A 13,519-nucleotide genomic window follows, 5' to 3' on the forward strand; every position below is an offset into this window, starting at 1 on the left:
CTTCGACACTCTGAGTGCCGATCTCGGGCAAGCCCGAGATCGGTGAGAGGGGCAGGGGTGAGGTGCAGGCCCGAAATCGTCAGCCTGAACCAAGGTGCGCGCTCAGCGCCAGCCCGACTAGTCAAACGGCCTACCCCTCACCCTGCCCTCTCCCTATGGGAGAGGGTTCCCCGCGCCCTTCCGGCATCGTCGCGGTTGACCCATGACCACCAGCCTCCTCATCGTCCAGATCCTCAACGGGCTCCAGTTCGGCATCCTGCTGTTCCTGGTCGCGGCGGGGCTGACGCTCGTCTTCGGCGTGATGGACTTCATCAACCTGGCGCATGGCGTGCAGTACATGCTCGGCGCCTATCTCGCCGTGACCTTCGTCGGGCTGACCGGCAATTTCGTGCTCGGGCTGGCACTGGCGCTCGCGGCCGCCCTGCTGATCGGGCTCACGCTCGAATTCCTGGTCTTCCGCCATCTCTATGAGCGCGACCATCTCGACCAAGTGCTCGCCACCTTCGGGCTGATCCTGCTGCTCAACCAGGGCGTCAAGATCATCTGGGGCGCGGCCCCGCTCTCCGTGCCGGTGCCCGAATTCCTGACCGGCTCGGTCCGGCTGATGGATGGCATCCTCTATCCCGTCTATCGCTTCGCCTTGATCGGCTCGGGCCTCGCGGTCGGCGGGCTGCTCTGGTTCATCGTCGAGAAGACGCGCACCGGCATGCTACTGCGCGCCGGCGCCTCCAATGCCTCGATGGTCTCGGCGCTCGGCGTCGACATCCGCAAGCTGTTCATGGTGGTCTTCGCCTTCGGGACCATGCTCGCAGGCTTTGCCGGCGCGATGGCGGCGCCCATCCTCTCGGTCGAGCCCGGCATGGGCGACACGGTGCTGATCCTCGCCTTCGTCGTCATCGTGGTCGGCGGCATCGGCTCGATCCGCGGAGCCTTCGTCGGCGCCTTGATCGTCGGCCTCGTCGACACGCTTGGCCGCTCCTTCATGAACGACCTGCTGCGCCTGTTCATGAGCGCGCCCTCGGCCCGGGCGACGGGAGCAGCGCTCTCCTCGATGCTGATCTACCTCGTCATGGCGATCGTGCTGTTCGTCCGGCCCGAAGGCCTGCTGCCGGCCAAGGGCCGCTCATGAGCGCCGAGTTCGCCAGTATCCGGCCCGCCCTTGCCGAGGCCACCCTGCCGCCCGCGCCGCCACGCCGGCGGCCGGTCATTGCCGTCGTGCTGTTCCTGGCGCTGGCCGCCATGCCGCTTGCGGTCTCGCTCGGCGTCCCTGCGCATTGGCTGACGCTGGTGACGCGCGCGATGATCTTCGCCATCGCAGCGCTCTCGCTCGATCTCATCCTCGGCGTCGGCGGGCTGGTCTCCTTCGGCCATGCCGCCTTCATCGGCATCGGCGCCTATGTCACCGGGATCATGATCACCGAGGGGCGAAGCGAGGCGCTGCTGATCCTGCCGGTCATCCTCGCAGCCTGCGCGCTTTTTGCGGCGATCACCGGCGCCGTCTCGCTGCGGACGCGCGGCGTCGCCTTCATCATGATCACGCTCGCCTTCGGCCAGATGGCCTATTTCCTGGCGCAGGCGCTCTCGGCCTATGGCGGCGATGACGGGTTGACGCTCTATGAGCGCAGCACGATCGCCGGCTTCAAGCCCTTCGCCAACCGGACATCCTTCTTCTACGTCACGCTGGCGACGCTTGCCGGTTGCTACGCGCTGATCAGCACCATCGTCGCCTCGCGCTTCGGCCGGGCCTTGCGCGCCGCGCGCGAGAACGCGACGCGGGTCACCGTGACCGGCTACGATGTCGGCCGTATCCGCCTGATCGCCTATGTCATCTCGGGCATGATCGCGGGCCTCTCCGGCTTCCTCCTCGCCAACCAGACCGATTTCGTCAGCCCCGCCTTCATCTCCTGGCAGCGCTCGGGCGAGCTCATCTTCATGGTGGTGCTCGGCGGCGTCGGAAGCTTGCATGGCGCGATCATCGGGGCGCTCGCCTATCTCTTCGCCGAGGACGTGCTGTCCAGCTGGACCGAGCATTGGCGGGTAATCTTCGGCCCCTTGATCGTGCTCTTCGTGCTGTTCACGCGCGGCGGCCTGGTCGGCATCATCGGCAAGCTTGCAGGCAAATTCGGGAGCAAGCGCGATGACTGAGCCGGTGCTCGCGCTCAGCGGCGTCAGGAAGGCCTTCGGGGCTCTGAAGGTCACCGACGGGGTCGATCTTGCGCTCGCGCCCGGCGAACTACACGCTCTGATCGGCCCCAACGGTGCCGGCAAGACCACGCTCGTCCACCAGATTTCCGGCATGCTGCGGCCCGATGCCGGCAGCATCCGCTTTCGCGGCGCCGACATCACCGGTCTCACGCCCGAGAAGCGGGCGCGGGCCGGCCTCGCCCGGACCTTCCAGATCACCTCCACCATCGCCTCGCTCTCGGTGCTGGAGAATGTCGCGCTTAGCGTGCAGGCGCGCGCCAGCCATCCGCTCGCGCTGTTTCGCAATGCGGCACACGACGAGGCACTGAACCGGCCCGCCTGGGCGGCGATCGAAGCCGTCGGGCTCACTGAGCGCGCCCATGTGCTGGCCGGCCGCCTCTCCCATGGCGAGAAGCGTGCGCTCGAGATCGCCATGGCGCTGACGCTGGAGCCCGCTGCGATCCTGCTCGACGAGCCGCTCGCCGGCGTCGGCCGCGAGGAAGGCGAGCGCCTGATATCGTTGCTCAGGAGCCTCAAGGGACGCTACGCCATGCTCCTGGTCGAGCACGACATGGAGGCCGTGTTCGCGCTCGCCGACACAGTCAGCGTGCTGGTCTATGGCCGCGTCATCGCCTCGGGCGACCCGGCGACGGTGCGAGCCGACCCCGCCGTGCGCGAAGCCTATCTCGGCGAGGAGGGGTGATGGCGACACGCAGACCCTCCCCTGTCATTCCGGGGCGCGCAGCGAACCCGGAACCCACGACTGGGCGCGGTGCTCATAATGTCGTTGGGCTATTTCACCCGGTCGTGGGTTCCGGGTTCGACCCTGCGGGTCGCCCCGGAATGACAGAAGGGGCCGCCCCGCCATGCTGATCGTGGAAGCGCTCGATGCCGGCTATGGCGAGGCGCAGATCCTGTTCGGGATCGACCTCACCATCGGCGAAGGCGAGGTGGTGACCCTGCTCGGCCGCAACGGCATGGGCAAGACCACGACGATCCGCGCGATCATGGGCCTGATCCCGCCGAAAGCCGGGCGGATCAGCGTGGCGGGGCGCGACCTCACTGGCGCCGCCCCGTTCAAGATCGCGCAAGCCGGCATTGGGCTGGTACCGGAAGGCCGGCAGATCTTCCCGACGCTCTCGGTCGAGGAGAACCTGATCGCCACCGCCGCCAGCCGCTTCGGCAAGGCGCGCTGGGACATCGGGCGGATCTATGATTTCTTCCCGCGCCTGAGGGAGCGCCGCGCCAATCGCGGCAACCAGCTTTCGGGCGGCGAGCAGCAGATGCTGGCGATCGGCCGCGCGCTGATGACCAACCCCAAGCTGATCATCTTGGACGAGGCGACCGAGGGTCTCGCCCCGATCATCCGGCAGGAGATCTGGTCCTGCCTGACGGCGCTGAAGGCCGAGGGCGAATCCATTCTGGTGATCGACAAGAATGTCGACGCACTGGCGAAATTCGCCGACCGGCATGTGGTGCTGGAAAAAGGCCGCATCGTCTGGCGCGGCTCGAGCGACGAGCTGCGCAGCGACAGCGCGGTCAAGGACCGCTTCCTGCATTTTTAAAGGGCAAAGGAGAAGCCGATGAAACCGCTGACCGCCGGCGTGACCAAGGCCAATGAGGGCATCGATGCCATCTCGTGGAACATCCTGGGCCAGACCTATGTACCCAAGTCGCTGAGCCAGGATTCGTTCTCCTGGCACGCGACCTTCCCGCCCGGCACCTTCGTGCCGCCTCATATCCATCCGACCCAGGACGAGTTCATCTATCTGCTCGAAGGCCGGCTCGACCTCGTGCTCGACGGGCAGGACAGCGTCGCCACCGCCGGCGACCTGGTCCGCCTGCCGCGCAATGTCCCGCACGGGCTCTTCAACAAGAGCGAGGCCGCGGTGAAATGCCTGTTCTGGGTCGCGCCGACCGGACGGCTCTACGACCTGTTCTGGGCGATCCATTCGATGCCGCAGCAGAACCCTGCCGAGGTCGTGGCATTGTCGGCGAAATACGAGATCGACTTCCTGCCGCCGCCACCCGAAGGCGCTTGAGCGATGGCAGCGAGAGCAGTTTCCGATCCGATTGGATCGGAAACTGCTCTCGATCTTTGTTTTAACGCGTTTTCGTCACGCGAACCGGTAGCCACTTCGCTCGAAAACGCTCTGGAAAATCGTCAGCGCGAGCGGCAAAGCCCCGTCTTGGTGCGCTCCTTGTCGCCATCGTCGTAGTCGATCGCGAGCGCGGTCCCGCCCAGCGAGGTGATCTTGCCCGGGAACCACTTGCCGCCGCCCTTGAAATTGCACTCGACGCGGCTGCCGATGGTCCAGTTGTAAGGACGCACGCTGCTGAGCGGGAGCGTTTCGCGATCACCATCGTCATACTGAATCGTGAGTCGATCGCCTGAAACGCTCTGGAGCACGCCGGGAAACCAGTAGTTGCCGTTCTTGAAGCGTGCGAGCACCCAATCACCGGGGGTCTGCGCCTGCGCTGTAGCGGCGCCGCCAAGAAGCGCACCGATCACCAGCCAAATCTTCATCGTCCATCTCCAAATCGAACTGCCGCTACACGTGACGTAACACGTCATAAAGAGCCTTTCGACAATAATGCATTGTTGCCGCGGGGTAATCGCAATGCGGAATCCGGTACGCACCGGAACCAACTCTGCGTCATCATCGCGACCGCCAATCCAACGAAACGCAGCTGCGCGCCGCCGAAGCTACGTCATGATGACTGGGCATCGCCGGAATACGAGATCGAAGCTCCGCCGCTGTCCGGAGGCGCCCGAAAGGCACTCCGTTAAGGTTAAGCAAAGCTTAAGGCTGCGCCTCGTTGCGGCTTCCGCCATAATCGCGCTCAGGTTGCAATGCGCAACGACGACGCCACTGGATCAGGGCCTGCGATGACGACCACGGAACGCCGGAAGAACCAACGCCTGCGCACCCTGTTGGGCGGCATGGTCTGCTTCAACCAGCGGCGCTCGACGCTGGATTGCCTCGTCCGCAACCTGTCCGAGGAGGGCGCGCTGCTCCTGCTCTCCGACGCCGTGGCGCTGCCCAGCGCCTTCGATCTCGACATTGCCCAGCGCCAGCGCTCCTACAACGCCCGGGTGCGCTGGCGTGATGGCGGGCGCATCGGCGTCGCCTTCGAGGCGCAGCCCGAAAGCCAAAGCGTGGTGCCGCTCGATATGGCCCGCCGGCTGAAGAGCTGCGAGCAGGACAACGCCCGCCTCAAGAGCCGCATCCGCCAGCTCACCGAAGCTGGCTGAATCGAGTCAGGCGACGTCCGGCTTTGTCCGGGAAGGGAACCGCGCCATGAGGATTGAACGTCGTCAAACGCCGCGCAGCCGGGTCTATCGGGGCGCGAGCGTCGTCTTCAACGGCGGCCAGTCGGTGCTCGACTGCACCCTGCGCAATTGGTCGGACACCGGCGCGCTGGTCCGCATGAGCGACTGGATCGCGCTGCCGAAAACATTCGAGATCGACAGCCCGGGCGAGAGCGTCCGCGTCCGGCAATGCTGGCGTCGCGGAGACGATGTCGGAGTCGCCTTCCTGACGCCGGGGGAATGCCAGCCGGTCGCGCCGATTTCGCTCGACGCCATACGAAAGCGGCGTCAGCTCGGCTGATCAGGCGCGCTTCAGCAGCTGTTCGGCGGCAAAGCCGGCCTTCCCGGCATAGGATTTCACGATCGCCTCGCGCTTGGCATAGCTCAGCACGCGCTCGACATCATCGAAGCCATTGGGCGCCAGCGCCTCGACGGCATCGATGACGCGCTCGGGACCGCCGACGCGGTTCATCGCCACGATCTCGGCGGTGGCGGGCAGGCGGACCGCCTCATAGGCGGCGAGCGCATGGCGGGGATGCTCGGCACGGACCAGCAGATCGGCGAGGCAGCGCGCATCGAGGATCGCCTGCGAGGCGCCGTTCGAGCCGACCGGATACATCGGATGGGCGGCGTCGCCGAGCAGCGTGACGCGGCCATGGGTCCAGCGCGGCAGCGGATCGCGATCGCACATCGGATAATCCCAGAAGCCGGGCGAGGCCTGGATCAGCGCCATGATATCGACGCCGGGCACGCTGAAGCGGCGGGCGAAGGGCAGCACGTCCTCGAGCCGGCCGGGCTTGGACCAGGCCTCCTTCGGCGGCGGCTTGGCCGGGTCGCCGGTGCGGATGTTGACGACCCAGTTGGTCAGGCGCGTCTGCGGCGTCGCGCCTGATGCAATCGGGTAGAGCACCAGCTTCCCGGCCATGCCGCCGGCGATGATCATGCTCTCGCCATCGAGAAAGAGCGGCCAGTCGCAGGCGCCGCGCCACATCTGCACGCCGTTCCAGCGCGGCGGCCCTTGATCGGGAAAATAATGGCCGCGCACGGCCGAATGGATGCCGTCGGCCGCGATCAGGATATCGGCGCGGGCCGTCTCGCCGCCCTCGCCGCGCCGGGAATCGGCGAAATGGGCAGTGACGCCGCCCTCATCCTGCGAAAAGCCCTGCAGGCGGCGGCCGGTGCGCAGCGCGTCCGGGCCCAGCCGCGCCACCACCGCATCGCGGATCACGCCCTGCAGGCGGCCGCGATGGATCGAGAATTGCGGCACCGGTGCGCCGGCGTGCAGGCCGCGCAATTCGCGCCAGACGGTCTGGCCGAAGCGGTTCATGTAGACGAGCTCGCGCGTGCGGATGGCCACCGCGTCGAGGGCGGGCAGCAGCCCGAGCTCGGCGAGCTCGCGAATGGCGTGCGGCAATGTGTTGATGCCGACGCCGACCTCGCGGATCTCCCCGGACTGCTCGTAGACGGTCGGCGTGAAGCCGCGCGCGTGCAGCATGAGCGCCAGCGCCAAACCGCCGATCCCGCCCCCGACGATGATGACCTTCATGCCTGCCCGCCCCCGCTCGTCTAATTATTTTAAGCTTGAAATAACTAGCCCTGATTTGTCAATCGCACCGCGGCAGCGTCGGAATCGTGCAACATTAGCCGCGCGAAGAGCGGAACGAAGCGGATTTCTGTGCGTATCTACCGCCGCGGCTGTCGTCTTTCGATTGCAGCTGTGTCAACTGGCGCCTTCGCGCGCCGCAAATTGCGGGAGCAACGATCCGTGGGAGCAACCCCGTACGAACGCTCGGCCTTGCGCGACGCTGTACAACCCCCTTCTCAAGGAGGAATTCATGACCAAGAATGAACTGATCGCCGCCATCGCCGACGAGACCGGCAAGACCAAGACCGACGTCTCGGCCGTCCTGGCCTCGCTGGGCGCGGTCGTCGCCAAGACCCTGAAGTCCGGCGACGACGTCACGCTGGGCGGCGTCGGTAAGCTGTCGGCCGCCAAGCGCGAGGCCCGCGAGGCCCGCAACCCCTCGACCGGCGCGATGATCAAGGTTCCGGCCAAGACGGTCGTCAAGTTCAAGGTGACCAAGGATCTCGCTGACGCCGTCGCGTGATCTCAATCACGTCGCATTCGGACGGTTCCGTCCGAATGCGACGTGATCGATCCTAAAGGTTGAGAGCCTTGCTCCAGCGAAAAACCGGTAGCCAGTTTTTCGCGCAATGCTCTGATCGTTTCCCTCCCCGTCATCCCGGACAAGCGGCGCCGCCGCCTGGCCCCGGGATGACGGCGGAGAGAACGGCGCTCACCAGGCAAGAGCTGGATGCGAAAAAGTGGGAACCGGTTTTTCGCATTGATCCTGCTCCAACTTTTCGACCACAGCAGGATGTGCGCAAGAGCGGCTTGACCGCAGGCCCAGGCCCCGCACATTAGCCTGATGTTCCTCCGCCTTTTCACAGATCTGCGCGCCGCCAAGGTTCCCGTCACGCTGCGGGAGTATCTGGCGCTGCTGGAAGGCGTCGAAGCCGACCTCGCCGAGCACCGCGTCGAGGAGTTCTACTATCTCGCCCGGACCTGCCTGGTGAAGGACGAGCGCCATCTCGACCGTTTCGATCAGGTCTTCGCCCAGGTCTTCAAGGGCATGGAGACGCTTGGCCAAGCCATCGAGCAGGCCGGCATCCCCGAGGAGTGGCTGCGCAAGCTCGCCGAGAAATACCTCACCGACGCGGAAAAGGCTGAGATCGAGGCGCTCGGCTGGGAGAAGCTCTGGGAGACGCTGAAGCAGCGGCTCGAGGAGCAGAAGGGCCGCCATCAGGGCGGCTCGAAATGGATCGGCACCGCCGGCACCTCACCTTATGGCGCCTATGGCTACAATCCCGAAGGCGTGCGCATCGGCCAGGACAAGAACCGCAATTTCCGCGCGGTGAAGGTCTGGGACCAGCGCGAATTCAAGGATTTCGACGACACGCGCGAGCTTGGCGTGCGCAACCTGCGCATCGCGCTGCGCCGCCTGCGCAAATTCGCCCGGACCGGCGCGGCCGAGGAGCTCGACCTCGACTCAACCATCTCCGAGACCGCACGGCACGGCTATCTCGACGTGAAATTGCGGCCCGAGCGGCGCAACGCCGTGAAGGTACTGCTCTTCCTCGATGTCGGCGGCTCGATGGACTGGCATATCGAACTGGCCGAGGAGCTGTTTTCCGCAGCCCGCGCCGAGTTCAAGCATTTCGAGCATTTCTACTTCCACAACTGCCCCTATGAGCGGGTCTGGCGCGAGAATCGCCGCCGGCACGACCAGGTCATCCCGACCTGGGACATCCTGCGGACCTATCCGGCCGATTACCGCGTCGTCTTCGTCGGCGACGCCTCGATGAGCCCCTATGAGGTCGCGATGCCGGGCGGCTCGGTCGAGCACTGGAACGAGGAGGCGGGCCAGGTCTGGCTGGAACGATTGACCGGACGGTTCCAGAAATCGGTCTGGCTCAACCCGGTGCAGCAGCATCTCTGGGGCTACACCCAGTCGATCCGCCAGATCGGCGGCCTGATGGCCGGCCGCATGTTCCCGCTGACTCTGGACGGGCTTGATGGGGCGATGAAGGTGCTGGCGCGCTGACAAGCGCCGGCTCCGGCCTCTGCAGCTTGACGCGGTGTTTCCATCGACAAGCATCATGCTCTAAGGCTCGCGGCCATGCAGCCTCACCATGACGACGACACCCCTCCCCCGGTCTGGCGCCAGCGCCCGAAGCCGATCGGCTTCGAGATCGCCTACAGGCTCGACGGCGACGTGCTGGAGATCGACACGACCCGCAAGGTCGACCGCGTCAGGCTGGCTGCAATCGAGCAGATCCGCTTCTTCTACGCGCCCGGCAATATCAGCTCGAAGGGCTACAGGACGCAGCTGCGCCTCAGCGACGGCAAGAGCATCACCTTCGGCAACCTGTCCTGGCGCTCGCTGACCGATGTCGAGCGTGACGACGCCGGCTACCACGCCTTCGTCACGGCGCTCGCGCGCGAGGTCCAGCGCGCCAACCCCAAGGTCCGTTTCGTTGCCGGCAAGCCCTTCGCGCTCTGGCTGGCGCTCGCCCTCGTCGGCGGGCTGTCCCTGCTGATGCTGGCCTATTTCACCGCGCGCGCCTTCCAGCAGGGCGCGTATGCGGCCGGCGGACTCGGGGTGCTGCTGGCGGCAGCCTCGTACTGGCAGGTCGGGCCGATGATCAGGCTGAACCGGCCGCGGGACCTGACACGCGGCGAGGTGCCCGACGAGCTGGTGCCGGGTCGCGTCCAGACGTGAAGCCTACCGCACGACCAGGACCGAGCATTTCGCCCGCCTGACGATGGTCGAAGCGTTGGAGCCGATGACATAGGCCAATATGCCGGGCTCATGCGAGCCGATGACGATCAGATCGGCGCCGCTGGCGTCGGCCTCGGCCAGAACCTCGCCATGGACGGAGCCGACCAGCACCTTGGCCGAGACCCGCTCAGGCGGCAACGGGATGGCGGCAGCAATGGCGGCGAGCTTCGCCTCGGCGTCGGTCTGCTGCTCGGAATCGAAATCGGCCGGCACGAATTCCATATAGGTAATCGGCACGAGCGAGCGGACATAAACCAGCCTGATCGTGCCGCCGGAGGTTTCGGCGAAGGCGACAGCCGCAGCGATCGCGGGTTCGGCCAGATCGGCCTCGGCGAGATCGACAGGAACCAGAATCGATTTGTACATCGCATCCTCCTGGCTGTTGGCGTCGTAACGTCCTGCTTTCGCAAAAGCATCATACCACGATCCGCTGCGAACCACGCATGTGCATGGGCGCCATGACGGAGCGGAATTGACGCTCCCACGCCTGGCCTTAAGAGTACCGCGGCACGCAGCCACAGCTTGCGAAGCCAGCAACGGCGCCTCCCGCCGTTCCTCTAGGCTGTTCCTCTTGCCAGGCCGTCCGATGACCGACGCCCCTTCCGCCCCGCGCGGCTTCAGGACGCTCCTGCAGTCCCCGACGGCCTTCCTGATGGTGCTGGCCTTCGTAAACTGGCTCGGCTTTGCCAGCTGGAACGCCCTGATCAATAATTTCTCCAAGGAAGCCGCCGGCTTCACCGGCCAGGATATCGGCATCCTGCAGTCGGTGCGCGAGATTCCGGGCTTCCTCGCCTTCACCGCCATCATCCTGTTCTGGATCATGCGCGAGCAGATGCTGGCCTATCTCAGCCTGGTGACGCTCGGCATCGGCATCGCCATCACCGGCTTCTATCCGACGCTGGGAGGCCTGCTGCTGACCACGACGGTGATGTCGCTCGGCTTCCACTATTACGAGACCTCGCAGCAATCGCTCCAGCTCCAGCTCCTGCCGAAAGCGGAGGCGCCGCGGCTGCTCGGCAAGGTCGCCGGCGCGTCTGCGATGGCGCAGCTCCTCGCCTTCGGGTCGATCGCCGTGGTCTGGCGGGCTTTCCAGCCGGGCTATGTCGTCGTCTTCATGGTCGCGGGCCTCGCCACGGCAACGTTGGCGCTGGCGGTCTGGCTGCTGTTTCCGCGCTTTCAGGGCACCGTTCCGCAGAACAAGGGCTTCGTGCTGCGCAAGCGCTACTGGCTCTATTACGCGCTGACCTTCATGTCGGGCGCGCGCCGGCAGATCTTCATGGCGTTCGGCGGCTTCCTGCTGGTCGAGCGCTTCGGCTACGACGTCTCGGCCACCGCGACGCTGCTGCTGGCGACCTATGGCATCAACACCTTCATGGGGCCGATGCTCGGCAAGCTCGTCGGGCGGGTCGGCGAACGCGCTACGATCCAGATGGAGAATGTCTCGCTGGTCGCGGTCTTCGTCGGCTATGCGCTGGCGAGCCGCGGGCATTTCGCCGAACTGGGTTATATCGTCGCCGGCTCTCTCTTCGTCATCGACGGCATCTTCACCACGCTGATGCTGGCCCAGCGCACCTATTTCCAGAAGATCGCCGATCCCGCCGACATCGCGCCGACCTCGGCGGTCGCCTTCACCATCAACCACATCGCGGCGGTCTTCCTGCCGGTGACCTTCGGGCTGATCTGGATCTACGATCCGGCGATCGTCTTCATCATCGGCGCAGGCGTCGCGACCATGTCGCTCTCGCTCGCCTTCCTCGTGCCGCGTCATCCGGCGCCGGGCAACGAGACCACGATGACGCAGGCTGTTCCCGTCGCCGCGGAATGAGCGGAAGCGGCGTTAGAGCGTTTTCGAGCGAAGTGGACACCGGTTCGCGTGAAGAAAACGCGTTAAAACAAAAAACTAGAGCTGTTGAACGATCCAATGGGATCGGAAACTGCTCTAGCCCTGCCGGGCCGGCGTCCGGACGATCAATCCGTCGAGATCGTCCTTGACCCGGATCTGGCAGGACAGCCGCGAGGTCGGGCGCACGTCGAAGGCGAAATCGAGCATGTCCTCCTCCATCGACTCCGGATGGCCCGTCTTGGCGGCCCAGGCGTCATCGACATAGACGTGGCAGGTGGCGCAGGCGCAGGCGCCGCCGCATTCGGCCTCGATGCCGGGAATGGCGTTGCGCACGGCGACTTCCATCACGGTGGAGCCGGTTTCGCCCTCGACGGTCCGGCTTTCCCCTTGAGCGTCGATGAAGGTGATCTTGGGCATCATGAACTCCGGCGGGCGAATGGCGCGCTCCGCTTAGAGCATTTCCAATAGTCGAGGAAAGGACTTTTCCAACTGCAGGTGTCAGCTGGCCGGTTTCGGTGAGACGCCAAGGGCTAAGGTCGCCGGTGAATCGTATTCGTGAGACTGCGTCTCATCAAATCCGCTCCAAATTCGAGGCCGTCGCGGACATATGCCCTCTACGTGCTCTCCGGCGGCCATTGCTGCGCAGCGTGGAGCACGCGCAAGATCGTCACGGCGTAGACATCCTCGGTGTAGATCAAGACGTAATTCGATCGCACGATCATTTCGCGGGTGCCGGGCACGCGACCCATGCGATAGAGTTTCGGATGCTCCGGCAGCTTCGCCGTCTTCGCCTCAATCTCATCTTTCAGACGTTGTGCCGCATCCGGGTTGTCGTCAGAGATATAATCGACAATCGCCAGCAGATCGGTGCGGGCGGCCTGTCGCCACTCAAGCACGGGCACGGCGCTTCCTGTCGATCATCGCTTGAGCTTCGTCCATAACCTGCTGATGCGGCATGGCCGGCCGCGTGTCGTCCAGAGCCTCCTGCACCTTGGCCTTGAACCATGCGTCATAGGCTTCCGGGTCGACCGTGAGGCCGGCCGGCAAGCCGCCTTCAATGGCGACGCGGGCTAACAGGATGCGTACAGCATCGGAGACGGTCAGGCCGAAATTGGCGAGCTTGGCTGCCGCATCGGCCTTCAGCTTGTCATCCACGCGAACGTGAAGCATCGAGGTTTGAGCCATCGGGAGTTCTCCATGGTGTCCACCCCAATCATGTCTCTCAATTGAGAGACGAACAACCCCTCTTTCAGCAGGAGTGCCGCGCCAAGGCGGTTTGGACGCTCAGAGCATTCCGCGAAAAAGCGGGTCTCGGCTTCTCGCATAAGCGATCTCGAAGCTTTTAGAATCGATCGTGTCTGAGAATTCCCTCAGCCCTCATCCTTCGAGACGGCCCTTTCGGCCTTCTCAGGATGAGGGCTCAAGTCTCGAAAGGAGTCTCAGGCCGCGCAATCGAGCCGCGAGATCGCGGCGCGCGCCTCGGCGGCGGCCAGGGCAAGGGCGTCCATCGCCGTTTCCGTCCGGCGCGAGTCCGGCTCGGCCAGGTGCTGCTCGATCGCATCGGCCGCATCGGCAACCTGCCAGGCTCCGATGGCAAGGGCCGCGCCCTTCAGGGTATGGGCTGCGTCCATCCGGGTCTGGGCGTCGGCACCGGCATGGATGGTGCGCAGATGGCGGACGCATTGCTGCGCGAAGAGGGCGAGAAGCTCGCGCTCCAGCGCATGGTCGCCGCCGCTCTGGCGGGCGAGATGGGCGAGATCGATGGCGGTCTGGGGCATTTCAGGCTCGAGGTGGTGACGTTTGGAGAGCCGCAGAGGCGGCAGTTCTAGCCATTAA

At 65.3% G+C, this 13,519-nt stretch carries 18 protein-coding genes; 11 read left to right on the plus strand and 7 right to left on the minus strand.

Annotation, left to right across the window (positions count from 1 at the left end):
• The first annotated feature begins 202 nt into the window (after positions 1 to 202).
• From ACSQ3P_RS27950 to ACSQ3P_RS27970, 5 genes are all read left to right on the plus strand, one after another.
• Positions 203 to 1,129 carry a branched-chain amino acid ABC transporter permease gene (locus ACSQ3P_RS27950; RefSeq protein ID WP_436168716.1) on the plus strand — a complete coding sequence of 309 codons (927 nt, stop codon included), beginning with the start codon at positions 203 to 205 and terminating at the stop codon, positions 1,127 to 1,129.
• Positions 1,126 to 2,145, plus strand: a complete 1,020-nt coding sequence (locus tag ACSQ3P_RS27955; RefSeq protein ID WP_436168717.1) for a branched-chain amino acid ABC transporter permease — start codon at positions 1,126 to 1,128, stop codon at positions 2,143 to 2,145. Before ACSQ3P_RS27950 ends, ACSQ3P_RS27955 begins: the two co-directional genes overlap by 4 nt.
• Complete coding sequence (locus ACSQ3P_RS27960) at positions 2,138 to 2,887, plus strand: ABC transporter ATP-binding protein (protein WP_436168718.1); 750 nt, start codon at positions 2,138 to 2,140, stop codon at positions 2,885 to 2,887. Before ACSQ3P_RS27955 ends, ACSQ3P_RS27960 begins: the two co-directional genes overlap by 8 nt.
• Before the next feature lie 163 nt (positions 2,888 to 3,050).
• Positions 3,051 to 3,749 carry an ABC transporter ATP-binding protein gene (locus tag ACSQ3P_RS27965; protein WP_436168719.1) on the plus strand — a complete coding sequence of 233 codons (699 nt, stop codon included), beginning with the start codon at positions 3,051 to 3,053 and terminating at the stop codon, positions 3,747 to 3,749.
• 18 nt (positions 3,750 to 3,767) lie between these two features.
• Entirely contained in the window at positions 3,768 to 4,226 is a 459-nt protein-coding gene (locus ACSQ3P_RS27970; RefSeq protein WP_436168720.1) for a cupin domain-containing protein, read from the plus strand.
• Between the two features lie 122 nt (positions 4,227 to 4,348).
• Here the strand turns inward: ACSQ3P_RS27970 and ACSQ3P_RS27975 are convergent, their stop codons facing one another.
• A complete protein-coding gene (locus tag ACSQ3P_RS27975; RefSeq protein WP_436168721.1) occupies positions 4,349 to 4,711 on the minus strand; it encodes a tudor domain-containing protein in 363 nt (120 codons plus the stop codon).
• Between the two features lie 363 nt (positions 4,712 to 5,074).
• Here ACSQ3P_RS27975 and ACSQ3P_RS27980 point away from each other — a divergent pair, with 363 nt between their 5' ends.
• Together ACSQ3P_RS27980 and ACSQ3P_RS27985 are read left to right on the plus strand one after the other, a co-directional pair.
• Positions 5,075 to 5,440 (plus strand): PilZ domain-containing protein, encoded by a 366-nt coding sequence (locus ACSQ3P_RS27980; protein WP_436168722.1) that lies wholly within the window; start codon positions 5,075 to 5,077, stop codon positions 5,438 to 5,440.
• 46 nt (positions 5,441 to 5,486) lie between these two features.
• Positions 5,487 to 5,798: a PilZ domain-containing protein gene (locus tag ACSQ3P_RS27985; protein ID WP_436168723.1), complete on the plus strand. Its 312-nt coding sequence runs from the start codon at positions 5,487 to 5,489 to the stop codon at positions 5,796 to 5,798.
• On the opposite strand, the gene ACSQ3P_RS27990 is transcribed toward ACSQ3P_RS27985, so the two are convergent.
• Complete coding sequence (locus tag ACSQ3P_RS27990; protein WP_436168724.1) at positions 5,799 to 7,043, minus strand: flavin-dependent oxidoreductase; 1,245 nt, start codon at positions 7,041 to 7,043, stop codon at positions 5,799 to 5,801.
• On the opposite strand from ACSQ3P_RS27990, the gene ACSQ3P_RS27995 reads away from it, so the two are divergent.
• The 3 genes from ACSQ3P_RS27995 to ACSQ3P_RS28005 all read left to right on the plus strand — a co-directional run bounded on the left by ACSQ3P_RS27995 (position 7,042) and on the right by ACSQ3P_RS28005 (position 9,780).
• Complete coding sequence (locus ACSQ3P_RS27995; protein WP_436168725.1) at positions 7,042 to 7,605, plus strand: HU family DNA-binding protein; 564 nt, start codon at positions 7,042 to 7,044, stop codon at positions 7,603 to 7,605. The two genes, ACSQ3P_RS27990 and ACSQ3P_RS27995, sit on opposite strands and share 2 nt — an antisense overlap.
• 321 nt (positions 7,606 to 7,926) lie before the next feature.
• A complete protein-coding gene (locus ACSQ3P_RS28000) occupies positions 7,927 to 9,102 on the plus strand; it encodes a vWA domain-containing protein (RefSeq protein WP_436168726.1) in 1,176 nt (391 codons plus the stop codon).
• 75 nt (positions 9,103 to 9,177) lie between these two features.
• On the plus strand, positions 9,178 to 9,780 hold the full coding sequence (locus ACSQ3P_RS28005) for a hypothetical protein (RefSeq protein WP_436168727.1): 603 nt from the start codon (positions 9,178 to 9,180) through the stop codon (positions 9,778 to 9,780).
• A gap of 3 nt (positions 9,781 to 9,783) precedes the next feature.
• On the opposite strand, the gene ACSQ3P_RS28010 is transcribed toward ACSQ3P_RS28005, so the two are convergent.
• Positions 9,784 to 10,206, minus strand: coding sequence for a universal stress protein (locus ACSQ3P_RS28010; protein ID WP_310153197.1), 423 nt, complete (start codon positions 10,204 to 10,206; stop codon positions 9,784 to 9,786).
• A gap of 220 nt (positions 10,207 to 10,426) precedes the next feature.
• Between ACSQ3P_RS28010 and ACSQ3P_RS28015 the strand changes: the two genes are divergently transcribed.
• Positions 10,427 to 11,665, plus strand: coding sequence for an MFS transporter (locus ACSQ3P_RS28015; protein WP_436168728.1), 1,239 nt, complete (start codon positions 10,427 to 10,429; stop codon positions 11,663 to 11,665).
• 114 nt (positions 11,666 to 11,779) lie between these two features.
• Here the strand turns inward: ACSQ3P_RS28015 and ACSQ3P_RS28020 are convergent, their stop codons facing one another.
• From ACSQ3P_RS28020 to ACSQ3P_RS28035, 4 genes are all read right to left on the minus strand, one after another.
• Positions 11,780 to 12,100 carry a 2Fe-2S iron-sulfur cluster-binding protein gene (locus tag ACSQ3P_RS28020; RefSeq protein ID WP_436168729.1) on the minus strand — a complete coding sequence of 107 codons (321 nt, stop codon included), beginning with the start codon at positions 12,098 to 12,100 and terminating at the stop codon, positions 11,780 to 11,782.
• 197 nt (positions 12,101 to 12,297) lie between these two features.
• Complete coding sequence (locus ACSQ3P_RS28025; RefSeq protein ID WP_436168730.1) at positions 12,298 to 12,585, minus strand: type II toxin-antitoxin system RelE/ParE family toxin; 288 nt, start codon at positions 12,583 to 12,585, stop codon at positions 12,298 to 12,300.
• The gene (gene relB / locus ACSQ3P_RS28030) at positions 12,572 to 12,868 is read right to left on the minus strand and encodes a type II toxin-antitoxin system RelB family antitoxin (RefSeq protein ID WP_436168731.1); all 297 of its coding nucleotides are present in this window, start codon (positions 12,866 to 12,868) and stop codon (positions 12,572 to 12,574) included. The genes ACSQ3P_RS28025 and relB overlap by 14 nt, the downstream gene beginning before the upstream one ends.
• Positions 12,869 to 13,122: 254 nt before the next feature.
• Positions 13,123 to 13,461, minus strand: a complete 339-nt coding sequence (locus ACSQ3P_RS28035) for an Hpt domain-containing protein (protein WP_436168732.1) — start codon at positions 13,459 to 13,461, stop codon at positions 13,123 to 13,125.
• Positions 13,462 to 13,519: the final 58 nt, after the last annotated feature.

Source organism: Allobosea sp. LjRoot9, from assembly GCF_964252745.1.
GTDB lineage: Bacteria > Pseudomonadota > Alphaproteobacteria > Rhizobiales > Beijerinckiaceae > Allobosea.